At 46.2% G+C, this 24,735-nt stretch carries 23 protein-coding genes and 1 tRNA gene; 22 read left to right on the plus strand and 2 right to left on the minus strand.

What is annotated here, in order from left to right; translation table 11 throughout:
- Nucleotides 1-77 precede the first annotated feature (77 nt).
- From T494_RS0100235 to T494_RS0100290, 11 genes are all read left to right on the plus strand, one after another.
- On the plus strand, nucleotides 78-1,355 hold the full coding sequence (locus T494_RS0100235) for an insulinase family protein (RefSeq protein WP_028504571.1): 1,278 nt from the start codon (nucleotides 78-80) through the stop codon (nucleotides 1,353-1,355).
- Nucleotides 1,348-2,637: a pitrilysin family protein gene (locus T494_RS0100240; RefSeq protein ID WP_028504572.1), complete on the plus strand. Its 1,290-nt coding sequence runs from the start codon at nucleotides 1,348-1,350 to the stop codon at nucleotides 2,635-2,637. The genes T494_RS0100235 and T494_RS0100240 overlap by 8 nt, the downstream gene beginning before the upstream one ends.
- 31 nt (nucleotides 2,638-2,668) lie before the next feature.
- Nucleotides 2,669-4,657 carry a prolipoprotein diacylglyceryl transferase gene (gene lgt, locus T494_RS13560; RefSeq protein ID WP_081777167.1) on the plus strand — a complete coding sequence of 663 codons (1,989 nt, stop codon included), beginning with the start codon at nucleotides 2,669-2,671 and terminating at the stop codon, nucleotides 4,655-4,657.
- Nucleotides 4,658-4,684: 27 nt separating this feature from the next.
- A complete protein-coding gene (gene folD / locus T494_RS0100250; RefSeq protein WP_028504573.1) occupies nucleotides 4,685-5,539 on the plus strand; it encodes a bifunctional methylenetetrahydrofolate dehydrogenase/methenyltetrahydrofolate cyclohydrolase FolD in 855 nt (284 codons plus the stop codon).
- Nucleotides 5,540-5,725: 186 nt separating this feature from the next.
- On the plus strand, nucleotides 5,726-5,992 hold the full coding sequence (gene rpsO, locus T494_RS0100255) for a 30S ribosomal protein S15 (RefSeq protein ID WP_028504574.1): 267 nt from the start codon (nucleotides 5,726-5,728) through the stop codon (nucleotides 5,990-5,992).
- A 183-nt stretch (nucleotides 5,993-6,175) separates the two neighbouring features.
- Nucleotides 6,176-8,290 (plus strand): polyribonucleotide nucleotidyltransferase, encoded by a 2,115-nt coding sequence (locus T494_RS0100260; protein WP_028504575.1) that lies wholly within the window; start codon nucleotides 6,176-6,178, stop codon nucleotides 8,288-8,290.
- A 123-nt stretch (nucleotides 8,291-8,413) separates the two neighbouring features.
- The gene (locus T494_RS0100270) at nucleotides 8,414-8,740 is read left to right on the plus strand and encodes a hypothetical protein (RefSeq protein ID WP_028504576.1); all 327 of its coding nucleotides are present in this window, start codon (nucleotides 8,414-8,416) and stop codon (nucleotides 8,738-8,740) included.
- 20 nt (nucleotides 8,741-8,760) lie between these two features.
- Entirely contained in the window at nucleotides 8,761-11,013 is a 2,253-nt protein-coding gene (locus T494_RS11765; protein ID WP_037343493.1) for an ATP-dependent RecD-like DNA helicase, read from the plus strand.
- Nucleotides 11,000-11,701 (plus strand): double zinc ribbon domain-containing protein, encoded by a 702-nt coding sequence (locus T494_RS0100280; protein WP_051539796.1) that lies wholly within the window; start codon nucleotides 11,000-11,002, stop codon nucleotides 11,699-11,701. Before T494_RS11765 ends, T494_RS0100280 begins: the two co-directional genes overlap by 14 nt.
- Nucleotides 11,702-11,835: 134 nt before the next feature.
- Nucleotides 11,836-12,183, plus strand: a complete 348-nt coding sequence (locus tag T494_RS0100285; protein ID WP_028504578.1) for an Asp23/Gls24 family envelope stress response protein — start codon at nucleotides 11,836-11,838, stop codon at nucleotides 12,181-12,183.
- Nucleotides 12,184-12,201: 18 nt separating this feature from the next.
- Nucleotides 12,202-13,833, plus strand: a complete 1,632-nt coding sequence (locus tag T494_RS0100290) for a DAK2 domain-containing protein (protein WP_028504579.1) — start codon at nucleotides 12,202-12,204, stop codon at nucleotides 13,831-13,833.
- 65 nt (nucleotides 13,834-13,898) lie between these two features.
- On the opposite strand, the gene metA is transcribed toward T494_RS0100290, so the two are convergent.
- Complete coding sequence (metA, locus tag T494_RS0100295; protein ID WP_028504580.1) at nucleotides 13,899-14,822, minus strand: homoserine O-succinyltransferase; 924 nt, start codon at nucleotides 14,820-14,822, stop codon at nucleotides 13,899-13,901.
- A gap of 221 nt (nucleotides 14,823-15,043) precedes the next feature.
- Between metA and glyA the strand changes: the two genes are divergently transcribed.
- From glyA to thrC, 8 genes are all read left to right on the plus strand, one after another.
- Nucleotides 15,044-16,291: a serine hydroxymethyltransferase gene (gene glyA / locus T494_RS0100300; protein ID WP_028504581.1), complete on the plus strand. Its 1,248-nt coding sequence runs from the start codon at nucleotides 15,044-15,046 to the stop codon at nucleotides 16,289-16,291.
- Nucleotides 16,292-16,464: 173 nt separating this feature from the next.
- On the plus strand, nucleotides 16,465-17,304 hold the full coding sequence (locus tag T494_RS0100305; protein ID WP_028504582.1) for a helix-turn-helix domain-containing protein: 840 nt from the start codon (nucleotides 16,465-16,467) through the stop codon (nucleotides 17,302-17,304).
- A 35-nt stretch (nucleotides 17,305-17,339) separates the two neighbouring features.
- Nucleotides 17,340-17,423, plus strand: a tRNA-Leu gene (locus T494_RS0100310).
- Nucleotides 17,424-17,610: 187 nt separating this feature from the next.
- Nucleotides 17,611-18,246, plus strand: a complete 636-nt coding sequence (lepB, locus tag T494_RS0100315; protein ID WP_028504583.1) for a signal peptidase I — start codon at nucleotides 17,611-17,613, stop codon at nucleotides 18,244-18,246.
- A 26-nt stretch (nucleotides 18,247-18,272) separates the two neighbouring features.
- Nucleotides 18,273-19,172, plus strand: a complete 900-nt coding sequence (gene ylqF / locus T494_RS0100320; protein WP_028504584.1) for a ribosome biogenesis GTPase YlqF — start codon at nucleotides 18,273-18,275, stop codon at nucleotides 19,170-19,172.
- Between the two features lie 4 nt (nucleotides 19,173-19,176).
- Complete coding sequence (rnhB, locus tag T494_RS0100325) at nucleotides 19,177-19,803, plus strand: ribonuclease HII (protein WP_037343495.1); 627 nt, start codon at nucleotides 19,177-19,179, stop codon at nucleotides 19,801-19,803.
- A complete protein-coding gene (locus tag T494_RS0100330) occupies nucleotides 19,766-20,146 on the plus strand; it encodes a YraN family protein (RefSeq protein ID WP_028504586.1) in 381 nt (126 codons plus the stop codon). Before rnhB ends, T494_RS0100330 begins: the two co-directional genes overlap by 38 nt.
- 20 nt (nucleotides 20,147-20,166) lie before the next feature.
- The gene (thrC, locus tag T494_RS0100335; RefSeq protein ID WP_028504587.1) at nucleotides 20,167-21,657 is read left to right on the plus strand and encodes a threonine synthase; all 1,491 of its coding nucleotides are present in this window, start codon (nucleotides 20,167-20,169) and stop codon (nucleotides 21,655-21,657) included.
- Nucleotides 21,658-21,713: 56 nt separating this feature from the next.
- On the opposite strand, the gene T494_RS13565 is transcribed toward thrC, so the two are convergent.
- Nucleotides 21,714-21,881: a DUF1540 domain-containing protein gene (locus T494_RS13565; RefSeq protein ID WP_081777168.1), complete on the minus strand. Its 168-nt coding sequence runs from the start codon at nucleotides 21,879-21,881 to the stop codon at nucleotides 21,714-21,716.
- 86 nt (nucleotides 21,882-21,967) lie between these two features.
- Between T494_RS13565 and T494_RS0100345 the strand changes: the two genes are divergently transcribed.
- The 3 genes from T494_RS0100345 to clpP all read left to right on the plus strand — a co-directional run bounded on the left by T494_RS0100345 (nucleotide 21,968) and on the right by clpP (nucleotide 24,712).
- Nucleotides 21,968-22,681 carry a metallophosphoesterase gene (locus T494_RS0100345; protein ID WP_028504588.1) on the plus strand — a complete coding sequence of 238 codons (714 nt, stop codon included), beginning with the start codon at nucleotides 21,968-21,970 and terminating at the stop codon, nucleotides 22,679-22,681.
- Between the two features lie 70 nt (nucleotides 22,682-22,751).
- A complete protein-coding gene (tig, locus tag T494_RS0100350) occupies nucleotides 22,752-24,032 on the plus strand; it encodes a trigger factor (RefSeq protein ID WP_028504589.1) in 1,281 nt (426 codons plus the stop codon).
- An 86-nt stretch (nucleotides 24,033-24,118) separates the two neighbouring features.
- Entirely contained in the window at nucleotides 24,119-24,712 is a 594-nt protein-coding gene (clpP, locus tag T494_RS0100355) for an ATP-dependent Clp endopeptidase proteolytic subunit ClpP (RefSeq protein WP_028504590.1), read from the plus strand.
- Nucleotides 24,713-24,735 lie beyond the last annotated feature (23 nt).

Consider the following 24,735-nt stretch of genomic DNA (forward strand, 5'->3'; position numbering starts at 1 on the left):
TACCCGGGCAAATGTGGTAAAATATAATCACGACTTATGTCCGTTATTGAAAAGATCTGTAAAATAGGAGGAATGAAATGCCTATTTCATATAAAAGAACCGAGGTGGGAGAGGGGATAGCACTTACGGAGATCACCGACCCTAAGTTCAAGTCAAACCTGATAAGTGTCTCCTTCGTTACCCCCACAGATGCACACAACGCCCCGATGAACACACTGGTCATGGAGCTTCTTGCATCGTCAAATGCTAAACTTAAAACACTTGCCGAGCTCACAGGGGAGCTTGCCTACCTTTACGGTGCGACCTTGTCCTCAAAGTCAAGGCGCATAGGCGATTGCCAGGAGAACGGCTTGTGTATTGAGTATATATGCGATGATTATACTATCGGTCACGAGGTTATATCCACAAGGGCGGTTGAGCTGCTGCTGGACTGTATTTTCAAGCCACTGCTCGAGGACGGAGTGTTCAGCGAAAGATATGTAAGTATGCGCAAAAAGGAGCTTGAGGACAACATCAATGCAGAGCTTAACGACAAGTTCGGTTACTCCATGCGCAAGGCAAAGGAGATAATCTATAAAGATGAGCCTGCCTGTGTCTCGCTGCTGGGAACTGTGGAAAACGCAAGGACCATAACCTCGCAGCAGCTTACAGACAGATATTATCAGCTTCTGGAAACATCACAGATAGAGATAGTTATGTGCGGCAGAGACTTTGAAAGGGTAAAACCTGTTATAACACAGGCTTTCTCGGAGCTTGAACGAAACGGCTATGTGGCTGTGGACTATAAGGCATTGTCGCCAATAAAACAGGATACTGCATATGAGCGCCAGACACAGGACGTTAACCAGAGCAAGATGATAATGGCGTTTAAAAGCGACTATGAGGATATCTATGTTACAAAGGTATTTGCGGCTCTGCTTGGAGGAACACCCTTTTCAAAGCTGTTTTCAAACGTAAGGGAGAAAATGTCCCTGTGTTATTACTGCTCGGCTGCGTATTCGGATATCAAGGGTACACTTATGGTGTCAAGCGGCGTGGCAAAAAAGGATATTGAAAAGGCAGAGGAAGCTATCCTTATGCAGCTTGAAGCTGTAAAGAACGGAGAGTTTACCGGTCAGGAGCTTGAACATACAAAAATATATCTGTGTACAGGCTTTAAATCCAACAACGATTCTATCTATCGCATGGCAGAGTATTATATCGCCCAGAACACAAGGAACACATCCTATTCTCCCGAGCAGGTGTGTGATATATTCATGGGAGTGACCCGGCAGCAGGTAATAGACTGTGCAAAGTCATTTGTATATGATACCTTTTATGTTATGGAGCCTGAGGAGGTAACGGGGGATGAATAAAGAGATAATTTCCAGCAAAGAGCTTGACGAAAGCTATACCATAGTTCACCACCCCTCGGGGCTTGATATAATGATGTGGAAAAAAGACGGTTTTTCCACGGTGGAGGCATTGTTCGGCACCAAATACGGTTCAATGAATAATTACTTCCGGACCGACGATACAGGGGATTTTATCCGTGTCCCCGACGGCATCGCTCATTACCTTGAGCATAAGCTTTTCGAGTCCGACGACAACAGCAATGTCTTTGAACAGTATGCAAGGACAGGAGCAGCCGCAAACGCCTTTACTTCCACCGATATAACCGCCTATGTTTTCAGCTGTACAGATAATTATGAAAAGGCATTGGAGATACTTCTGGGCTTTGTACAGTCGCCTTACTTTACCGAGGAGAATGTGGAAAAGGAAAGAGGGATAATTGCCCAGGAAATAAAAATGGGTGACGACTCCCCGACAAGAAAATGCTTTAAGGAGCTTTTGCGGGGACTGTATGTGAATAACCCCATAAGAATAGACGTTGCCGGAACGGTGGAGTCCATACAGCAGATAACTCCCGAGCTGCTCTATAAATGCTACAACTCATTTTATAATCTGCATAATATGACCCTCTCCATAGCAGGAAATATAGACGAGGATAAGGTCATTGAGATATGCGACAAAATGTTGAAGCCAAGCAGCGATGTTCACCTTGAAAGCCGTTTTCCCGACGAACCGGATGAGGTGTGCCAAAAGCGTATATGCACCAATGCAGCCGTAGGGCTCCCGGTTTTTGCAATAGGCTTTAAGTCTGAGCCTCTGTCGGGCAAGGAGTATGTCAAGCGCTCGTTTATCGCAGCAATGCTGCTGGAGCAGATACTCGGTCAGACCTCACCGCTGTATAACGAGCTTCTTGAGCAGGGGCTTATAAGCTCGGGCACCTCTACTTTCGTTTATACCAGTGCAGACAGATATTTCTGCTGTATCATCGAGGGCGAATCCAAGGATCCCGACCTGGTAAACCAAAGGATCTGTCAGGAGATCAAACGCCTTGAAAAAGAGGGGATCGATACCAAACGCTTTGAGATAGACAAGCGTGTGAGATATGGCGAGAAGATAAGCAGTATAAACGACGTAAAAGCTTGTGCAGATGCTATGCTTTATTACCATATGGACTGTGACGATGTGACGCTGTTTGAGGATGTTGATATGATAGCCTCTCTTACGGCAGAGGAATGTCAGCAGGCTATACCGCAGCTGTTTGACGTTGAGAAAAACACCATAAGCATAGTTAAAAATAAACAGTAAGGAATCTTTCCGCAGAAAGGATGTATGTAAAATGATGCAGCTCATTCAGACCCTGGCTGAACAGACCGGGGAAGTATGGGAAAAGCTCAACGATCACCCCAACAGGGTGTATTTCCCCAATTTCGGAAGCGGGGACAATGTGCTCAAAACGGGTATCGACATTGACAGGGTGGCTTTCAAGGTCCCCGGAACCAAGTTCGAGATCTACTGGTACGGACTTACCATTGCGGTGGGCATAATACTTGCCATGATCTACGGCTTCAGGAAGATGAAAAAGGTGGGCATAGACCCCGACAGAGCAACAGATGCAGTTATCGGAGGCTTTTTCGGTGCAATTATCGGTGCAAGACTGTATTATATAGTGTTCAGCGATTCCACACCCCTGAGCAAATTCTTCGACTTCCGTGAGGGCGGACTTGCGATCTACGGCGGACTTATCGGCGCAATAGTCGTGGGCGGAATTATTGTCAGAGTGAGAAAGCTGCGGCTGACAGCAATGCTTGATGTTGTGGCACCGTGCTTTTTTATCGGACAGTGCCTTGGACGCTGGGGCAATTTCTTTAACCAGGAAGCCTTCGGTACAAATACCACACTGCCCTGGGGTATGCTCAGCAAGACCACAGCCAACTATGTCAGCACACATATAACCGACGGCAGCGTTGACCCGACGCTCCCAATACATCCATGCTTTTTGTATGAGTCTCTCTGGTGTCTTGCAGGATTCCTGCTGCTCCATTTTTATTTCAAACACAGAAAGTTTGACGGCGAGGTATTTCTTTGCTATACTGCATGGTACGGACTGGGCAGATTCTTTATCGAAGGATTGAGGACCGACTCGCTGTACATCGGCGGAATGAGAGTTTCCCAACTTCTTGCCGCAGTCTGCGTGGTTGTCAGCCTTGTAATTCTCATCGTTGTAAGAGTGCGTATCGCTAAATTCAAGGATTATGTGTTCTTTAAGGATACCCAGCTTTCAAAGGCACAGATAGCCTATTATGAAAACCTGAAAAATTTTGACAAGCAAAAGAAAGAGCTTGCAGCGAAAATATCCGAGGCTGAGGATAAGGGCGAAAATACAGAAGCAATGAAAGCCGAGCTCGAGGAGAAGTACGGTGCAGATGCACGCCATAAGCTCCGTGAAGCACTTGATGAGGCTGAAAAGGCAGATAAGAAAGCTCTGGAAGAAAAGCTTGCCGCCAGGGCAAAGCTTATAGCTGAGGAAAACGGCGAAGCTGTTAAGGATGATGCACAAAGCGGCGACGAGCAAAGTGAGGATAACGCTGAAGCTGTATCCCAGAAAAGCGAAAAGGCACAGGAGAACACCGAAACTCAGCTTGATGATAAAGCGAAGGCTCCTGCCGAAGCAGCCGAGGATGACGTAGTCCCCGTAATCAAGGACGAGATAACGGATAAGCCGACTGATAATGCTCAGGCACCTGAGGAAGCCCCGAGTGAGCCTGCCACGGAGGTACAGGAAGAAACTGAGCCTAAGCCGAAGAAAAAGAAAAAGAAGAAAAAGCCTGTACAGCCGCAAAAGCAGGAAACTGAGCAAAAGGCTGCCGATAAAGAGCAGGAAAGCGAGAAAGAGCCTGCCGATGTAAGCAAGGACGAAAAGCAACCGGAGCCGCAGGAGCAGGAGCAATCGGCGGACAAGGAGCCTGAACCACAGCAGGAAGAAGCACCTGAGACAGAAGAAAATGCTGAAACCGAAACACCACAGGTCAAAGACCCGGAGGATATAAGGGCTGAGGACATTGTGGCTGAGGTCACTCAAAAGATGAAAGAGGAAAAGGCTGAAAAGGACAAGGAGATCCAGGAGATAATCGCTCAGGCAAGTGAAAAGTCCGATGAGATACCTTCTGACAGCAATATAAAGGTGGAGGATATTATCTCCGAGGTGAACGAGAAAAAGGAGAGCACGGAAAACTCTGCGCCTTCCGCAAAGAGCGGTACACCGAATAATCAGAATGCTAAGCGTAAGAATAACCGTTCAAGAAACCGCAACAAGAAAAAGCGTTAACAGTATTAAGGATAAGGAGTGTTTGAAATGTCACAGATAATTGACGGAAAAGCTGTTTCTGCACAGGTCAAGGAGGAGATAAGACTTGAGACCGAGAAGCTTAAACAGCAGGGTATAGAGATTGGTCTTGCAGTGGTGATCGTGGGAAACGACCCCGCATCCCAGGTCTATGTGAGAAATAAGGAAAAGGCTTGCGAAACTGTGGGCTTCAATTCCTATAAGTATGCGCTGCCCGAGGAGACTACTGAACAGGAGCTGCTTGAGCTTGTGGATAAGCTCAATAAGGAAGATAAGGTAGACGGTATACTGGTACAGCTTCCGCTGCCCAAGCACCTTGACGATAAGATCATCATCAATAATATCCGCCCCGATAAGGACGTGGATGCTTTCCACCCGGTAAACGTGGGCAAGATCATGATAGGCGATTACAGCTTCCTGCCGTGTACACCCGCAGGCGTTATGGAGCTTATCAAATCCACAGGTACCGAGATAGCAGGCAAGGAGTGCGTCGTGATCGGAAGAAGCAATATCGTGGGCAAGCCCCAGGCTATGCTTTTGCTCCACCAGAGCGGTACAGTTACTATCTGCCATTCAAAGACAAAGGATCTGGCTAAGGTGGCAAGCAGAGCGGATATACTGGTTGCAGCCGTGGGCAGAGCTAAAATGATAACCGCCGACTATGTCAAGCAAGGCGCAGTAGTCATCGATGTGGGAATGAACAGGGACGAAAACGGTAAGCTTTGCGGCGATGTTGACTTTGAAAGCGTGAAGGATAAGGCAAGCTTCATAACTCCCGTTCCCGGCGGCGTAGGACCTATGACTATCGCTATGCTTATGAAAAACACCCTTACCGCAGGAAAAGAACACCACGGAGTTAAGTAATACAGCGGGTCGCCAAGTGTAAATTTTTTGTGAACGCCCTTTACAAAGCCCTGTTAATAATGTATAATTAACAGTGCTGTGTTGACAGCGTATCCCTGCCGCAGAGTATGGGTAAAGCCCCAACGGGGAAAGCTACCTGCCATATCCTTCGACAGCGGAAATATTATTTGAAAGAGGTACAAAAAAATGCTGAGAAAAGACGAAAAGACAGCCGTTATCGAGGCTAACAAGACTCACGACAACGACACAGGATCTCCTGAGGTACAGATCGCTATCCTTACAAGAAGGATCTCCGACCTGACCGAGCATCTGAAAACACATAAGAAGGACAACCACTCCAGAAGCGGTCTGTTCAAGATGATCGGTAAGAGAAGAAATCTTCTCAACTACCTGAAGAAGAAGGACATAAACAGATACAGAGCTACCATCGAGAAGCTGGGTATCCGTAAGTAATTTTTGTGATCATCCATTAAGGCAGAGGCAATTTATTGTCACTGCCTTTTGGTGTATCATACACAAAAAACGAACAATGTTTGGTGCAGGCGTATTAGCATTAAACAGAGCTTATACAGGGTGTGAGCTGTGTTTATTGCTAATGCTTTCACCAAATAAATAATTAAATTTGGAGGAAGAAAAATGTTTGAGAATTTCAGAACTTTTGAAACTACCTATGCCGGCAGACCTGTTAAAGTAGAAACAGGAAAGACCTGCGGACTGGCAAACGGCTCGTGCTGGGTAAGATACGGCGAAACCGTTGTAATGGCTAACGTGACTGCTTCTGCAAAGCCAAGGGAGGGCGTTGACTTTTTCCCGCTTTCTGTTGACTTTGAGGAGAAAATGTATTCCGTCGGTAAGATCCCCGGCTCTTTCACAAAGAGAGAGGGCAAGGCTTCCGATAAGGCTATCCTTGCATCAAGATGCGTTGACAGACCTATCAGACCCCTTTTCCCCAAGGATATGAGAAACGACGTGACCGTTGTAATCACCGTTCTTTCCGTTGACCCGGATAACTCTCCCGAGATCGCTGGTATGATAGCTGCTTCTATCGCTATCTCCATTTCCGATATCCCATGGAACGGACCTGTTGCATCTATCAATGTGGGCTACGTTGACGGTCAGCTGGTACTCAATCCTACACTGGAGCAGAGAGCACACAACGACCTTAACCTTACGGTTGCAGGCTCAGCTGAAAAGGTTGTAATGATCGAGGCAGGCGCAAACGAGATCCCCGATGACCTTATGCTTGAGGCTATCAAGTTCGGTCATGCCGAGATAAAGAATATGGTTGCCTTTATCGCAGATATCCAGAAGCAGATCGGTAAGCCTAAGTTTGAATTTGAGTCTATGGAGCTTGACCACGATATGATGGACAAGATCATGGATCAGTTTGGCGATAAGCTTAAAGAGGCACTTGATACAGATGATAAGAACGTAAGAGATGCAAGACTTCTTCCTATCCAGGACGCTATCCTTGAAGAGTTCTCCGAGGAGTATGAGAATCTCCCCGATATCATCGGTGAGGTAATGTATAAAGCACAAAAGACTATCGTAAGAGAGTGGCTGTATAACGGCAAACGTGTTGACGGCAGAGGCATCGACGAGATCAGACCTCTTGCTGCTGAGGTTGGCGTTCTGCCGAGAGTTCACGGTTCAGGTATCTTCACAAGAGGTCAGACTCAGGTAATGACTATCGCTACACTCGGTCCTGTTTCCGACGCACAGAAGCTTGACGGTCTTGACGAGGAGACCAGCAAGAGATATATGCACCAGTACAACTTCCCGTCCTATTCCGTAGGCGAGACAAAGCCTTCAAGAGGACCCGGAAGACGTGAGATCGGTCACGGAGCACTTGCCGAGAGAGCACTCGTTCCTGTTATCCCTTCAGTTGAGGATTTCCCGTATGCTATACGCTGCGTATCAGAGGTCCTTTCCTCCAACGGCTCCACATCACAGGGCTCTATCTGCGGCTCGACACTTGCTCTTATGGACGCTGGTGTTCCGATCAAGGCTCCCGTTGCAGGTATCTCATGTGGACTTATCACCAAGGAAGACGGAAGCTGGATGACAATGGTGGATATCCAGGGCCTTGAGGACTTCTACGGCGATATGGACTTTAAGGTAGGCGGTACAAAGAACGGTATCACTGCTATCCAGGTAGACATCAAGGTAGACGGACTTACCTATGACATCATCGCAAGCGCATTTGAAAAGACACATAAGGCAAGAAACTATATCCTTGACGAGATAATGCTCAAGGCTATCCCTGAGGTAAGACCTACGGTAAGCAAGTGGGCACCCAAGATGCTTACCACAAAGGTTCCCGTTGACAAGATCCGTGAGGTCATCGGCTCCGGCGGAAAGGTTATCCAGAAGATCAGTGCAGAGTGTGACGTTAAGATCGACATCAGCGAGGACGGAAATGTATTTGTTTCCGGTCTTGACCTTGCAAAGGCAGAGCAGGCTATTTCTATTATCAATACAATAGGAAATGACCCTGAGATAGGAGCTATATACAGAGGTAAGGTAACAAGACTGATGAACTTCGGAGCTTTTGTTGAGATCGCTCCGGGCAAGGAAGGACTTGTTCATATCTCCAAGCTGGACAAGCAGAGAGTCGGCAAGGTCGAAGATGTAGTTTCCGTAGGCGATGAGGTTGTTGTCAAGGTCATGGAGATAGATGACCAGGGCAGGATCAATCTTTCAAGAAAAGACGCTCTTGCAGACATAGAGGCAAAGAAAAACGCAGAGTAATCTTCAATAAACCAAAGGCGGACAGTTTATGCTGTCCGCTTGTTTGTTCACCCTTATTGCTGTGGCAGCATATAATGCAAAAAACAGACTTTCTGTCTGTTTGCCGAAAATGGGGGTGGGTATATGTTTTTAAGCGTCATAATTACAGTCACCATTGCAGCAGGGTTAATCGTTTCCTTCTGCCTGAGAGCGTTAAGGGTAGAAAAGCGCAGAGCAAAAGTGCGAAGCTATGTGCTCGTGCCATGCTTTGATGAAACAAACGACTTGGAAATGACGGTTAAAAGCGCCTATTGGGAGGAAGTCTTCTCAAACCCCGACAGAGCAAGGGACATAATTATACTTACCCGCCGGGGGAGCAAGGGGGAAAGGCGTGCGCTGCAGCTGGCTGAGAAGTACAGCATAGTACATTGTGTTTATATGGAACATTTTGAGGAATATCTGAAACAGTAAAGAAAGGAGCGTGAAAAGCCATGACCCGTGAGATCCGGCATGATTATGAGACAATAACCGGCGAGGTAGACAGCATAGTTTTCAAAAGTGAAGATACGGGCTTCTGCGTTTTCATGCTCAACAGCAACAATAACCTTGTTACCGTGGTAGGCGAGCTTGGAGACGTTGAGGAGGGGGAGGAGCTTACCCTTACAGGGGAGTTTACCGACCATGCAAAATACGGCGAGCAGTTCAAAACGGTGATGTTTGAACGGACTTTGCCCCAAAGCTCCGATTCAATACTAAAATATCTCTCCAGCGGAGCAATATCGGGGATAGGTCCTGTTATAGCCAAAAAACTTGTCAAAGCCTTCGGAGAACAGACCTTGGATGTTATCGAGAACGAGCCGGAAAAGCTTACCGCTATTGAGGGTATAACTAAGCGCAAGGCAAAAAAGATATCCGATGATTTTCGTTCCACTTTTGCGGTGCGTTCCCTTATGAGTTACCTGAGTCAGATGGGTGTGGCAGTTTCCTACGGCGTGAAAGCATGGAAACGCTGGGGAGACCCTGTGCTTGATATGATAAAGAAAAATCCGTATCTGCTGTGTTCCTATGGGGTGGATCTGCCTTTTTCCAAAGCTGATGAAATGGCAGCTGATATGCAGATGCCCCACGACAGCAAGCATAGGATAAAAGCAGGTATAGAGTTTGTACTTGGGGAAAATGCTGCCTCGGGGCATACCTGCCTGCCCCTTGACAGACTTACCAAGCTTGCCGCAGGCTTTCTTGGCGTGACCGACCAACAGCTCAGCGAGGTGATCGAGCATGAGCTTGAGGACGAAAATCTTTTTAAGTATTATAAAAAAGACCGCCCGTTTATAATGCTCCGTGAGTATTATAAGGCGGAGGACTATATCGCCAGAAGACTGTGCGTTATGCGTCAGCTTACATATGATAATAAAATAGACTTCTCTGCCGTGATAGACCTTGAGGAGGAGAATAACAATATCAAGTACGAGTCGATACAGCGCAAAGCCATAAACCTTGCCCTGTCAAAGGGATTTCTCGTGCTCACAGGCGGTCCCGGGACCGGTAAGACCACCACGCTCAATGCAATAATATCCCTTTATCAGCAGCAGGGAATGAACGTTATGATATGTGCCCCCACAGGCAGAGCTGCCAAGCGTATCTCCGACCTGACAGGATTTGAGGCAAAAACTATCCACAGACTGCTGGAAGTGGAGTTTACAGCAGGGGATACCCTGCGTTTCAAGCACGACGAGAATGACCCCCTTGACTGCGACGCATTGATAATCGACGAGATGTCTATGGTGGATTCTTTGTTGTTTGAGGCGGTGCTTCGTGCCGTCAGCGTCACCTGTAAGCTGGTGCTGGTAGGAGACAGTGACCAGCTCCCCTCGGTGGGCGCAGGCAACGTTCTGAAGGATATTATCGACAGCGGCGCCCTTTCCGTGGTCAAGCTCAAAGAGATATTCCGCCAGTCCCAAAGCTCCGACATTGTTATGAATGCCCATAAGATAGTCAACGGTCAGCCCATCGACTATACCGTTAAGGATAAGGATTTTTTCTTTTTCCAAAGACTTGAATATCCAGCCTTGCAGGAGCTTGTGGTATCCCTTTGTAAAAAAAGGCTGCCCGATGCCTACGGACTATCGCCTATGACCGATATACAGGTCATTTCTCCCACTCGCCAGGGCCCGTCGGGGACCGTGGAGCTTAATAAGATAATGCAGCGAGAGCTTAATCCGAAAATGGCAGGCAAAAGCGAGATAAAGACTCCCGTTTATACATACCGTGCAGGGGATAAGGTCATGCAGACCAAAAATGACTATGAGATACCCTGGAAAAAACAGATAGACGATGAGAGCTTTGAAAAAGGAGCAGGCATCTTCAACGGCGATATTGGGATAATACAGAGCGTCAACAGTATCCTGAAAACCGCCGTTATAGATTTTGAAGGCAGAGTTGCGGTGTATACCCTACCCATGCTGGAAAATCTGGAGCTTGCCTATGCCATTACCGTGCACAAAAGCCAGGGAAGCGAGTTTGAAGCGGTTATCATGACTGTCTTCGGAGGCTACGACAGACTTTATTATCGTAATCTGCTGTATACGGCAGTAACAAGAGCCAAAAAGCTTATGATAATCGTGGGCTCAAGCAAACGTGTTGACTATATGATAACCAACGACAGAAGAAATCTGCGGTATACCGCACTTAAAAATATGCTGATCGAAAATGTGGCGGAGGATGATGAAGTTGGATCTGTGTAAACTCAGAATGTATCTGACGGATATATTTCTGCCAAACCGCTGTCCCGGCTGCGGAAAGCTGTTGACATGGGATAAGCTTATGTGCGGCAGCTGCCGGAAGAAGCTTGTTTCCCTTGATGTCTGCCCGATTTGCGGAAAAAGACCTTGTGCCGACCATTCCGCATTGAAATTTGACAGGGCAGTTTGCCTTTACGAGTATTCAGGCAAGTGCAGGGAAGCAATCTATGCGCTGAAATACAGCGGCGGCATAAACTTTGCCATTTACTGTGGCAAGGAGCTTGGTAAGAATCTTGAAGAGCAGGGAATAAGCCGTGACGCAGATGCCGTGTGCTGTGTCCCGATGAGCAGGAAAAAACGCCGCAGGCGAGGGTATAACCATGCACAGCTGATAGCACGCTGCGTTGCAAAGGAGCTGGACAAGCCTTTTTATAACGACCTGCTCGTACATTCCGACAACCTGACAGAACACCATAGACTAAACGCTGCGAAAAGGCTTGAAAATGCAGAGAAAAGCTTTGCCCCGGGTAATAAGCAAAGAGATATAAGCGGCAGAACGATCATCCTTTGCGACGATATCTATACCACCGGAGCTACGCTTAATGCCTGCGCCGCCTGCCTTAAACAAATGGGCGCACAAAGAGTTTACGCCGTAAGCATAGCTTCCACCGTGCAGGATAAGGATAATTAGGAAACGCCGATGTTTTCCATATTGTAAAAACTTTGTATAGGTACTTGAAAAAATGTGATGATTGTGGTATAATCTATGAGACAAGGTCTGCCTGGTCATATTATCATTTTTATTGCGTGTAAAGGAGTGGTATCATGATAAAGTATAAGAATCATCTGGGTACGATAGGTATTTCCACCTCTTATCTCAGACAGCTAATTTCCTATACGGCAGAAAATTGCTTCGGCGTTGCAGGGCTTAATGTCTATGGCGCAAAGCAGGGCATGAGAAAGGTACTTAAAAAAGATAATACCACAAAGGGCGTTATAATCCGTCAGGACGGAGAACAGCTCATAGTGGATCTGCATATTACAGTAAATTATGGAATAAATGTTGGTGCTATCGTTGAAAGTATCATTCATAAGGTCACTTATGTCCTTAACGACCAAGCGGGCGTGGACGTAAAGTCTGTGAATGTGTTTATCGATGAAATGATCAACTGATGACTGGAGGAAATGACTGTGATTGAAGGACGTATGCTTCGTGACGCTTTTATTAGCGCTGCACACAGTATAGCAAATAAAAAGAAATCTGTGGACGAGCTTAACGTGTTCCCTGTACCGGACGGAGATACCGGAACGAATATGTCTATGACTATCGGCAATGCCCTTGCAGAGCTGAAGCTGATGAAGGACGATGTTGAGTGTTCTGTTGTTGCAAAAACGATGGCTTCTGCACTTCTCAGGGGCGCAAGAGGAAACTCGGGAGTTATCCTTTCCCTTGTTTTCAGAGGCTTTTCAAAAGGTCTTGCAGGCAAGAAGGAAATGTCTGCTGAGGACCTTGTAGTCAGCCTTGAGCATGGTGTAAAAGGTGCTTATAAGTCTGTTATGAAGCCTACCGAGGGTACTATCCTTACGGTGGTCAGAGAGTCTGCCGAAAAGGCAAGAGAGGTTGTAAAGTCTACAAACGACCCATGCACTGTAATGCATGAGATCTGCGAACAGGCAAAGGTGTCCCTTGACAATACACCCAACCTGCTTCCTGCACTTGCAAAAGCAGGCGTTGTGGACGCAGGCGGAATGGGACTGCTTATAATCTTTGAAGCGATAAGAGACGTATTTGACGGCGGCGAGATCGTTCAGCCCGAAAAGGCGGAGAAGAAAAAGATCACCGTTGAAAACTTCTCAACAGCAGTAGGTGAGTACGAAAGCGAGATAACCTTTACATACTGCACCGAAATGCTTATCACCAAAAAGCATGACTGTGCCGACCCATCAAAGCTCCGTGCATACCTTGAAACTATCGGTGACTGCGTTGTAGTGGTTGATGACAATGAGATAATCAAGGTCCATGTCCATACCAATGACCCGGGTAAGGCTATCCAGAAGGGACTTGAATTTGGTTATATCAATCTGCCGAAGATAGAGAACATGAAGCTCCAGCATGAGGCAAAACAGCAGGAGGTAAAACAGCAGTTTGTCCCTGCAAAGCCTGAAAAGAAATTTGGTTTTGTTGCCGTGGCTGCCGGAAACGGTATCGAGGCAATGTTCCGTGACGTGGGAGTTGACTGCATAGTTAAGGGCGGACAGACAATGAATCCATCCACCGAGGATATTCTGGCTGCTATTATGTCCTGCCCGGCAGAAACAGTGTTTGTGCTGCCCAATAATAAGAATATAATCATGGCTGCCGAGCAGGCTGTAAAGCTTGCCGACAGAAAAGTATGCGTGCTCCAGACAAGAACTATCCCACAGGGTATGTCTGCTATGCTTGCGTTTGACCCCGATGCGGATTTCAAGACCAACCGCAAGGAAATGACCGATGCTCTTGAAAGAGTTTCCACGGGTTCCGTTACCTTTGCCGCAAGAGACAGCGACTTTGAAGGTCATTCCATAAAGAAGGGTGAAATGCTGTGTATGGAAAACGGTAAGCTTGCCTTTGTTGAAAAGGATCTTGCAAAGGCTGCTTATAAGCTTACAAAGAAGCTTGTAAAGGGCGATTCCACATTTATCACCATTCTTTACGGTGCCGATGTAACCGATGAGGCTGCCGAGGCTCTGTATAAGCAGGTAAGCGCAAAGTATTCAAACATAGATGTAAATCTGATAAACGGCGGACAGCCTGTTTATTACTACTACATCTCCGTAGAATAATACCAAAAATAAAAAGAACTGTACATTTTACTGTACAGTTCTTTGTTTATGCCGATATGTTGATATCATTTGTACTTTTCCAGCTCCAAAAGATCATAAGGCGTTTTCTGATAAACGCAGTAGTTGAGCCAGTTTGCGTAGGCAAGATTTGCCGAGCACGCCCAGTCGAAATTCGGCGTCTTTGTAACATCGTCGCCCGGGAAGTAATGCTTGGGCATATCTATCTTCAGCTTTCTGTCCAGATCACGGAAATACTCCTTTGCAAGCGTGTCACGGTCATACTCCCAGTGCCCGAAAATGTAGTAATTCCTTTCGGACAGGTCAGCAAGCATATGCAGACCTGCCTCCTTGGACTCGGTAAGGATAACAAGATCGTCCACCTTTTCGATATCTGACCTGCGGACCTCGGTGTGCCTTGAATGAGGACAGTGGAATGTGTCACCAAAACCCTTTAAGATCGGGTGCTTGCGCTTTAGATTGCGGTGCCTGAAATCACCGAACATCTTGCTTTCAAGCTGATACTTGGGTATGCCGTAGTGGTAATAAAGCCCCGCCTGGGCTCCCCAGCAGATGTGTATCGTGGAAAAAACATTGGTTTTTGACCATTCAAAAACCTCGCAAAGCTCATCCCAGTAGTCCACCTGTTCAAAATCCATAAGCTCCACCGGGGCACCTGTAATGATAAGTCCGTCGTAGCGGTTTTCCCTTACCTCGTCAAAGCCCTTGTAAAAGGCAAGCATATGCTCCTGTGACGTGTTCTTGGAAACGTGGTTCATCTGCACAAGGTCAATGTCCACGTGAAGGGGAGTGTTGCTCAAAAGGCGCAGAAGCTGGGTCTCCGTGGATATCTTGTCGGGCATGAGATTTACAATGGCGATCTTCAGCGCACGGATATCCTGATGCAGAGCACGCTCGTTGCCGATAACAAATATATTTTCGTCCTCCAGCGTCTGGAACGCAGGAAGATCGTTAGGTATCTTGATAGGCATGTCGATCCCACCTTTGCAATAGAGTTCTGAATATTTATTATAACATTTTTTTTGTTTTTTTGCAACCCCTGACAGGAGATTTTATAATTTGTTTATCATAATAAGGGCAGGATAAGAAAAAATCGTTAAAAATCGAAAAAAGATATTGCCATTTATAAAAAAATGGTTTATAATAATTAAGGTCGTTTTTTGACATGAAATAGTAAAGGAGTATTGTTAAAATGAAAATTCTTGACACTATCGGATTTGTAGAAGGCTTTGACCCTGAAGTCGGAAAAGCAATGGGTCTTGAGCTTGCAAGACAGAAAAGAAATCTTGAGCTTATCGCCAGCGAGAATATCGTATCGCCGGCTGTAATGGCTGCAATGGGAAGCGCACTTACCAATAAGTATGCCGAGGGCTATCCTTCAAAGAGATACTACGGCGGATGCGAGTGCGTCGATATTGTTGAGAATATTGCAATAGAAAGAGCCTGCAAGCTGTTTGACTGCAAGTTTGCCAACGTTCAGCCTCACTCCGGTGCACAGGCTAATATGGCGGTTTATTTTGCTCTTTGCGATGTAGGCGATACTATTATGGGTATGAGCCTTGATGCAGGCGGACACCTTACCCATGGTTCTCCCGTTAATATGAGCGGAAAAAATTATAATTTCATTCCTTATGGACTTACAGACGACGGCTTTATCGATTATGATAACCTTGAAAAGCTTGCAAGAGAGAATAAGCCTAAGCTTATCGTTGCAGGTGCTTCTGCTTATCCAAGAGTTATAGACTTTGAGAGAATATCCAATGTTGCCAAGGAAGTTGGAGCTTACTTTATGGTCGATATGGCGCATATCGCCGGTCTGGTAGCTACAGGAATGCATCCGTCTCCGCTGCCTTATGCAGACGTTGTTACAACCACCACCCACAAGACTCTGAGAGGACCAAGAGGCGGTATGATCCTCACCAACAGCGAGGAGCTTGCCAAGAAGTTCAACAAGGCTATCTTCCCGGGTACACAGGGCGGTCCGCTTATGCACGTTATCGCAGGTAAGGCTGTCTGCCTGGGTGAGGCACTTTCTCCTGAGTTCAAGGCTTACGGAAAGCAGGTCGTTGCCAATGCAGATGCCCTTGCAAAGGGACTGCTCAAGAGAGGCTTCAACCTTGTTTCCGGCGGTACAGACAACCACCTTATGCTTGTTGACCTCCAGCCGTTCAGTATTACAGGTAAAGAGCTTGAAAAGAAGCTGGACGAGGTATATATCACAGTTAACAAGAATGCGATCCCCAATGACCCACAGAGCCCGTTCGTTACCAGCGGCGTAAGGATCGGTACTCCTGCCGTTACAACAAGAGGTCTTGTTGAAGAGGATATGGAGAAGATCGCCGAGTTTATCTATCTCACAGCTTCCGACTTTGAGAATAACGCCGATAAGATCCGTGAGGGCGTTGGAGAGATATGCAAAAAGTATCCTCTGTATGAGTAAATTAACCTATTGAGCTTAAAAGCTGCGGCTGGTTGCAAAGACCTTCCGCAGCTTTGTTTTTTATACTGATTTTCTTTAGATAAAAGCATTTTAACGGTTGACAAATCCGCTTGGATGTGCTATCATAACTATTGCACTATGCAAAAATATTAAACGAATACCGAGGTAATGAAATGACTTCATATTTCTACCCTTCCCATAACGATATCAGCGAGCTTCCCGTGTATGTGTGCGGTATAGGTATCAGACAGCCGGAAAATCCTGTTAAGAGAAATAATGCCTATGGATTTCATCAGCTGCTGCATTGTATAAAGGGCGAGGGAAAAGTTATTACAGAGAATAAGAAATATAATCTGAGCGGCGGAACAATAATGTTTATCCCCAAGGGCACTGCCCATGAGCTTGTCCCACTGCAGGATCAGTGGCAGCTGTTTACCATCGACCTTGACGGCAGCGGAATCGAAGCCCTGCTTGAAGCATTGAAGCTGTCTAAGGTCAGGTGTGAGACTCTCGCCGATGGGGATAAGTTTACAAGAAAATTCCTGGATATTTTTAACCTTTGCAGACAGGAGGGGAGCGTCCTGCCGTGGGAAAGCTCTGCGCTGGCTTATGACCTGCTCATGCAGCTGCACAGGGATATTAACATAAAGGGCAGTAATTCCGACGGGCAGAAGTATAACCAGCTTGCCCCTGTCATACAGTATATGGAGGATAACTACCCAAGCGATATGACACTAGATAAGCTTTCCGCAATGATAGATATCTCTCCACAGTATCTTTGCAAGCTTTTCAAGGAGTGTTATAAGATGCGCCCATTTGAGTATCTGGCAAGAAAACGTATCCAGCAGGCAAAGCTTATGCTTATCCAGGAGGAATACAGCGTAAACGAAGTTTCGCAGCTTGTGGGCTATAACGATTGCAGCTATTTCTGCAGCGTGTTCAAAAAACATGAGGGTATTTCCCCGGCCGAGTTCAAGGCTGTCAACTGCAGCAGCGAGGAAAAGCTCCCTTGACATTTGCGCCGTTTGGTTGTATAATATTTAAGTTAGCCGCTGTGGTGGAATAGGCAGACACAAGGGACTTAAAATCCCTCGGTAGTGATACCGTACCGGTTCAAGTCCGGTCAGCGGCATTTGTTTTATCATTTTCTGAGCGTGGAAGGACTGCCACGCTCTTTTTTTGTACAAAAGCTCCCGAGGTGTGTTAAAAAAACGTGTATTACATATGATTTTTTATGTAAAACACTTGTAATTTGCGGCGGATTTTGATATAATACTTAGTTGTAGAAATGTTAAACCAAAAATGTCAGAGGTCAGAATATGAAAAATGAAAAAAAGCTTTTACAGCCCGATCCCGACGATATAAAGCTGGCAAGTGAGGCTGCTCCCGACGATCTGAAAGAAAAAGAGGAAATAAATCTGTTTGATGAGATTCTTGACTGGGTGGAATCCTTTATTTTTGCCCTGTTCGTCATAATCCTTATCTTTATCTTCTTCCTGCGTATCGTAACAGTGGACGGTCCTTCAATGAATAATACCCTTGAGGATAAGGACAGACTTATTATTACCCATCTTAACTATACCCCTGCCCGTGACGATGTGGTGGTCGTAAACAGCACCGTGCTGGATAAGACGATAATCAAGCGTGTTGTGGGAATAGAGGGTGATACGGTCAAGATAGATTACAACGTGAACAAGGTGTATGTGAACGGTGAAGAGATAAGCAACGAGCATATCGCTTCCACAATGATAAACAAAAGCCTGTTTGACAACACTTACCAGACGGACAGAAATGTCTATGAATACAAGGTCCCGCAAGGACAGTGCTTTATTATGGGCGATAACAGGAACAATTCCACTGACAGCCGTACCATAGGCTTTATAAATAATAGTGACGTGCTTGGTCATGTGGTTTTCAGGCTTTATCCATTCAATAAATTGGGCAGAGTCAAGTAGTTTTATCAAAAAGCAGAGGTGATTTTATGAGCGAAGCCACCCATGTGCAGTGGTTCCCGGGTCATATGGCGAAAACACGGCGTATAATGGCATCAAACATGAAGCTTGTTGACGCTGTGGTTGAGATCACCGACGCAAGGATACCCTATTCCAGCAGAAATCCCGAGATAAAAAAGATAGTGGGAGCAAAGCCAAGACTCGTGCTGCTTAATAAAGCGGATTCTGCCGATGCAAACATGACCGACCGCTGGATAGAGTATTATAAGAAACAGGGCGTGAGAGCTATTGCTACCGACTGCCGCAGCGGACGCAACGTAAACAGATTTTACAGCGAGCTTAAAGAGCTGCTGAAAGAGGATATTTCCAGATGGGAAGCCAAAGGAATGACAGGCAGACCTATAAGGATAATGATAGTGGGTATACCAAACGTGGGGAAATCCTCGTTTATAAACCGCCTTGCAGGTGCAAAAACCGCTAAGGTGGAGGACAGACCCGGAGTCACCAGGGGTAAACAGTGGGTGAGCCTTGATGAGGGGTTTGAGCTGCTGGATATGCCCGGTGTGCTTTGGCCTAAGTTTGAGGATAAGCTGGTGGGGGAAAGACTGGCGTTTACCGGTGCTGTAAAGGACCGGATACTTGATACGGAATTTCTTGCCTGCCGCCTGCTTGAATTTTTAAAAGATAATTATAACGAGCTGCTTGAAGCCAGATACGGCATAACGACCGGTGATATCCCGCCATGTGACGACGAGACAGCAGGCTGTGTGGTCGGCTATGAGATACTTGAAAGGATAGGCAGAAAAAGAGGCTTTCTTGTTTCCGGCGGTGAGATAAATACCGAAAGAGCAGCAAATACTGTTCTCGACGAGTACCGCAGCGGAAAAATAGGCAGAATGACTCTTGAACAGCCCCGGATTAGGAAGTGAAGTAATGACTCTTGCAGATTTTGACAGCAGGTACAGGGAAAAGTATAATATCGTCTGCGGCTGCGACGAAGCGGGCAGAGGACCTCTGGCAGGCGATGTTTTCGCTGCAGCAGTTGTCTTTGATAAGGATACGGTGATCGATGGTATAAACGACAGCAAAAAGCTCAGCGAGAAAAAACGTGAAAAGCTTTTTGACGAGATAAAGCAAAAGGCACTGTACTGGTCGATAAAGACCGCAAGCGTTGAGGAGATAGAAAGTATAAATATCCTTAACTGTGCAATGCTTGCCATGAAAAGAGCGGTGGAGGATCTGCCGGTGAAGCCGGATATATGCCTTATAGACGGCAATAAAACACCACAGCTTGACACCGTGACCGAGGCGATAGTTGGCGGCGACGGCAAATCACAGTGTATAGCTGCGGCATCTATTCTGGCTAAGGTAGCAAGGGACAGATATATGCTTGAAGTGGCAAAGCAGTACCCACAATGGCAGTTTGAAAAGCATAAGGGCTACGGAACAAAGCTGCATTATGAGATGATCGATAAGTACGGGGCAAGCCCTGTACACAGACAGAGCTTTTTGAAAAAGTATTATGCAAAATTATCAGAAAAACAGCAGGAAAACAGGTAATATCGGCGAGCAGGCAACGGTGGATTTTCTTGTCCGCAACGGCTATAAAATACTTGACAGGAACTATACCGTCCGAGGAGGAGAAATAGATATTATCGCTTCAAAGGACGGGACCATAGCCTTTGTGGAGGTCAAGACACGCAGGCAGGATCCTCTCCAAGAAGGGGAGCAGGCAATTACACCTGCCAAGAAAAAGCATATTATCGCCGCAGCGCAAAGATATATAGATGAAGTTATGAATGACTGTGAGAACTGCCGCTTTGATGTGGCTGTGGTAACGGTCTGTGATAATGCGGTCAGGCACCTGAAATATTATGTAAGTGCCTTTGATAGCAGCAAATAGTAAGGAAAGGTCGTATCGTTATGTATTACAAAAGCACAAGAGATTCATCGGTGAATGTATCCTCCGCCCAGGCAATAGCACAGGGCATTTCCGTTGACGGAGGACTTTTTGTTCCAAGCGAGATACCCTCAATAACCATGGAGGATATAAAGAAGCTTGGTGGTATGGATTATCGGGAGAGAGCGGTTTTCGTGTTCTCAAAGTTTCTTACCGACTACTCTGAGGACGAGATAACCTACTGTGTAGAAGGTGCATACAACACCAAAAGCTTTGACAGCGACAATATTGCAGAGCTGGCACATCTCTTTGACGGCACGTATATGCTGGAGCTGTGGCACGGTCCCACCTGCGCTTTTAAGGATATGGCACTTCAGATACTGCCTTACCTTCTCACAACTGCCACAAAGAAGATAAATCTTGAAAAAAAGGTGGTTATCCTTGTTGCCACATCAGGCGATACAGGAAAGGCTGCACTTGAAGGCTTCAAAGACGTTGAGGGCACATCTATCCTTGTGTTCTATCCCGATAACGGCGTTTCCGCTATGCAAAAAAAACAGATGACCACACAGGAAGGCAGCAACGTTGGTGTTTGCGCTATCAAGGGTAACTTTGACGACGCACAGAACGGCGTAAAAGCTATCTTTACAAATGACGAGATAAAGCAGCAGCTTGATAAGAACGGATTTATGTTCTCCTCAGCAAACTCCATAAACTGGGGCAGACTCTCCCCGCAGATAGTTTACTATGTTTCCTGCTATGCTCAGCTGCTTGCAGACGGACAGATAGACGAGGGCGAAAAGATAAATATCGTTGTGCCCACAGGTAACTTCGGCAATATCCTTGCTGCTTACTATGCTAAGCATATGGGCGTGCCCGTAAATAAGCTTATCTGTGCCTCAAACGCTAACAACGTGCTGACAGATTTCCTCACCACAGGCGTTTACGACAGAAACAGACAGTTCCACGCAACTATCTCTCCCTCAATGGATATACTCATTTCTTCCAATCTGGAAAGACTGCTTTATCTGCTGTGCGGCGAAAACGACGCCCAGATAAGAGAGTGGTTCGGCGCATTGGCACAGACGGGCAGATATGAGGTCACCGAAAGCGTTAAAAAGGCTTTGTTTGACGAGTTCTATGCAGGCTGCTGCGACGACGAGCAGACAAAAGCTACGATAAAGGAATATTACGATAAGTTCTCCTATACCTGCGATACTCATACTGCCGTTGCAGTCAAGGTCTATGAGGACTACGTCAAGGCGACAGGGGATACAACAAAGACCGTTATCGCTTCCACTGCAAGCCCGTATAAGTTCTCGGGCTCTGTTCTTTCCGCTATCGGAAAGGGCACAGATATGGACGAGTTTGACCTTGTTGACGAGCTGGCACAGTGCTCAAAGCTGCCTGTACCTGATTCTTTGGCAGCCCTTAAAACAAAGAGCGTGCGCTTTGATAAGGTGATAGATAAGTCCGAGATGAAGGACTTTGTATTTGAGACCCTTGGCATCTGAATTTGAATTATGTACCGCCTGACATCGCTCAGGCGGTAGTGTTTAGCTGTGAATCATCAGTGCTCTTTTGCCTTGAAGGTCTTGCACTGAGTCTCGTCGCAGCATTCCGGGTCGGAACAAGTGCAGCAAACGCTGATGCTGTCGGCTGTGCATTCACATTCGTTTTTGTTGAAAACACAGCTGCCTACGTCGCAGCTTATGCCGTGTCTGTTTTTGTTTTCCATTGAGTTGTCGCTCCTTTTTCGGCAGTAGCCGTAAGATTAGTATGTGAAGTTTTTGTTTGTTTATTACTCAGAAGGGTTTTTAATTTATGAGCGTTTATGCGATAGCCGATCTTCATCTTCCCCTTGGGGTCAATAAGCCTATGGATATCTTCGGCGGCTGGGATAACTATGTTAAGCGTTTAGAGGAAAACTGGCAGAAAAAGGTTAAACCCGGCGATACGGTAATAGTTCCCGGTGACATATCATGGGCGCTTAAACTGGAGGAAACGTATAAGGATTTTGAGTTTATCCATAAGCTAAATGGCACCAAAGTATTTATAAAAGGCAACCATGACCTTTGGTGGAGTACACGCAGCAAGGTGGAGAGCTTCTGGAAGGAAAATGGCTTTGACAGCCTGCACCTTGTTCAGAATGACTGCTATCCTTTGGGTAAAACAGCGGTCTGCGGTACAAGGGGCTGGGTCAACGACAATACCGAGACTGCCGATGCAAAGGTTATCGCAAGGGAAGCGCTAAGGCTTGAAATGTCTGTGCAAACTGCCCTGAAAGCAGGTCTTAAACCGGTGGTTTTTCTCCATTATCCGCCCCTTTACGGCAGCAGCTGCAATTATGAGATACTTGATGTGCTGCATAAGTATGAGATAAAGCATTGCTTTTACGGACACCTCCACGGTAATACCCACGCCTTTGCCATAAACGGTACACGTGACGGGGTGACATATCAGCTTGTTTCCGCTGATTTTTTGCATTTTGACCCACTGGATATAACTAAAATTGTGCAAAACGACAAATATTATTAAAACGCTGGAAAAAGCAGCGGCTTTATGATATAATGAATAGGATATATTTATATTATTGGAGGAATTTAAAATGAGTTTAAAGTCTACAAATAATGTTGAGACCAATAAGTATGAGCTTGAGGTCGCAATAAGCGCTGAGGATTTTGAAAAATCCGTACAGCAGGCTTATCAGAGAGAAAAGGGAAAGATACAGCTTCCCGGCTTCCGTAAGGGTAAGGCACCCAGAAAGCTTATCGAAAGAGAATTCGGCGAGGAGTTTTTCTTCGAGAGCGCAGTAAATATCGCTTATCCCGCAGCAGTTGACGACGCTGTAAAGGAGTCCGGACTTGAGGTAGTATCAAGACCCGAGGTAGAGGTAACAAGCGTTTCCAAGGCTGAGGGCGTGACTATGAAGGTTACTGTTTTCACAAAGCCTGAGGTTGAAATAAAAGACTATAAGGGTATAGAAGTTACAAAAGAGGTCAAGACTGTAAGCGATGAGGACGTTGAAAGACAGGTCGATGCTCTCAGAGACAGAAACTCCAGAATGGTAACTATCGACGACAGAGCTGCTGAGATGGGCGACGATGTTGTTATCGACTTTGAAGGCTTCAAGGACGGTACTGCATTTGAAGGCGGAAAGGCTGAGGACTTTACTCTTAACCTTGGCAGCGGACAGTTTATCCCCGGCTTTGAGGACCAGGTAGCAGGTCATAATATCGGTGAGGAGTTTGAAATCAATGTTACATTCCCCGAGGACTATCAGGTCGAGGATCTTAAGGGCGCACCTGTAGTGTTCAAGATAAAGCTCAAGAGCATTTCCAAGAAGGAAGTACCTGAGCTTGACGACGATATGGTAAAGGATGCTACTGAGTTCGATACTGTTGAGGAGTATAAGGCTGACGTAAGAAAGAAGCTTGAGGAGCACGCTGAAGAGCACGCAAATGCAGACGTTGAGGCAGCTATCCTTGATAAGGTAGTTGAGAACATGACCGCTGAGATCCCACAGGTCATGTTTGATAACAGAGTAAATGAGATGATGATGGAGCTTGAGCAGAGACTTGCACCTCAGGGCATCACTCTTGAGCTTTACTGCCAGTATACCGGTCAGACTGTTGACCAGGTAAAGAAGGCTTATCAGGATCAGGCTGAAAAGCAGGTAAAACTCAGACTGGCTCTTGAGAAGATCGCAGAGCTTGAGAATATTGAGGTTACCGATGATGAAGCTGCACAGGAGATCCAGAAGATCGCTGACCAGTACAAGATGACAGTTGACCAGGTAAAGCAGTATATCACTGAGGAGAATGTAAAGAAGGATATCGCAGTCGGCAAGGCTGTGGATCTGGTTAAGGATAACGCAGTGATCAAGTAATATACATAAATGTCCCCCGCCTTATATGACGGGGGTACATAATATACAAACAAAGGCGTGAGATACGCCGCAGGGAGGCATATAATATGGCATTGATACCTTATGTTGTTGAACAGACCAGCCGTGGAGAAAGAAGCTATGATATCTATTCAAGGCTACTGAACGACCGTATAATAATGCTTTGCGACCAGATAGATGACCAGGTGGCAAGCGTTGTTATTGCACAGCTGCTTTATCTTGAGGGTCAGGACCCGGAGAAGGATATAGACCTTTATATAAACAGCCCCGGGGGAGTTATTACCGCAGGCATGGCTATTTATGATACAATGCAGTATATCAAGTGCGACGTTTCCACGATATGTATAGGAATGGCTGCATCTATGGGTTCATTCCTGCTTTCAAGCGGTGCTAAGGGCAAGAGATTTGCTCTGCCAAACAGCGAAATACTCATCCACCAGCCGCTTATCGCCGGCGGCGGACTTTCAGGTCAGTGCACTGATATAAAGATCCATTCGGATCACATGGTCGCTACCAGAGAAAAGCTCAACAGGATACTTGCCGAGAATACCGGAAAGCCCATCGAGCAGATAAATACCGATACCGAGCGTGATAACTATATGACTGCACAGCAGGCTATGGAGTACGGACTTATCGATAAAGTTATAACCAACAGAGAATAGTATTCTGACCGATTATTTGAAAG

This window comes from Ruminococcus sp. FC2018 (assembly GCF_000621805.1).
Classification (GTDB): Bacteria; Bacillota; Clostridia; order Oscillospirales; family Ruminococcaceae; genus Hominimerdicola.

Bases quoted from the DNA above. Each gene is read 5' to 3' on its own strand.
- T494_RS0100235 (WP_028504571.1), top strand. From the start codon at position 78: ATGCCTATTTCATATAAAAGAACCGAGGTGGGAGAGGGGATAGCACTT.
- T494_RS0100240 (WP_028504572.1), top strand. From the start codon at position 1,348: ATGAATAAAGAGATAATTTCCAGCAAAGAGCTTGACGAAAGCTATACC.
- lgt (WP_081777167.1), top strand. From the start codon at position 2,669: ATGATGCAGCTCATTCAGACCCTGGCTGAACAGACCGGGGAAGTATGG.
- folD (WP_028504573.1), top strand. From the start codon at position 4,685: ATGTCACAGATAATTGACGGAAAAGCTGTTTCTGCACAGGTCAAGGAG.
- rpsO (WP_028504574.1), top strand. From the start codon at position 5,726: ATGCTGAGAAAAGACGAAAAGACAGCCGTTATCGAGGCTAACAAGACT.
- T494_RS0100260 (WP_028504575.1), top strand. From the start codon at position 6,176: ATGTTTGAGAATTTCAGAACTTTTGAAACTACCTATGCCGGCAGACCT.
- T494_RS0100270 (WP_028504576.1), top strand. From the start codon at position 8,414: ATGTTTTTAAGCGTCATAATTACAGTCACCATTGCAGCAGGGTTAATC.
- T494_RS11765 (WP_037343493.1), top strand. From the start codon at position 8,761: ATGACCCGTGAGATCCGGCATGATTATGAGACAATAACCGGCGAGGTA.
- T494_RS0100285 (WP_028504578.1), top strand. From the start codon at position 11,836: ATGATAAAGTATAAGAATCATCTGGGTACGATAGGTATTTCCACCTCT.
- metA (WP_028504580.1), bottom strand. From the start codon at position 14,822: ATGCCTATCAAGATACCTAACGATCTTCCTGCGTTCCAGACGCTGGAG.
- glyA (WP_028504581.1), top strand. From the start codon at position 15,044: ATGAAAATTCTTGACACTATCGGATTTGTAGAAGGCTTTGACCCTGAA.
- T494_RS0100305 (WP_028504582.1), top strand. From the start codon at position 16,465: ATGACTTCATATTTCTACCCTTCCCATAACGATATCAGCGAGCTTCCC.
- lepB (WP_028504583.1), top strand. From the start codon at position 17,611: ATGAAAAATGAAAAAAAGCTTTTACAGCCCGATCCCGACGATATAAAG.
- ylqF (WP_028504584.1), top strand. From the start codon at position 18,273: ATGAGCGAAGCCACCCATGTGCAGTGGTTCCCGGGTCATATGGCGAAA.
- rnhB (WP_037343495.1), top strand. From the start codon at position 19,177: ATGACTCTTGCAGATTTTGACAGCAGGTACAGGGAAAAGTATAATATC.
- T494_RS0100330 (WP_028504586.1), top strand. From the start codon at position 19,766: ATGCAAAATTATCAGAAAAACAGCAGGAAAACAGGTAATATCGGCGAG.
- thrC (WP_028504587.1), top strand. From the start codon at position 20,167: ATGTATTACAAAAGCACAAGAGATTCATCGGTGAATGTATCCTCCGCC.
- T494_RS13565 (WP_081777168.1), bottom strand. From the start codon at position 21,881: ATGGAAAACAAAAACAGACACGGCATAAGCTGCGACGTAGGCAGCTGT.
- T494_RS0100345 (WP_028504588.1), top strand. From the start codon at position 21,968: ATGAGCGTTTATGCGATAGCCGATCTTCATCTTCCCCTTGGGGTCAAT.
- tig (WP_028504589.1), top strand. From the start codon at position 22,752: ATGAGTTTAAAGTCTACAAATAATGTTGAGACCAATAAGTATGAGCTT.
- clpP (WP_028504590.1), top strand. From the start codon at position 24,119: ATGGCATTGATACCTTATGTTGTTGAACAGACCAGCCGTGGAGAAAGA.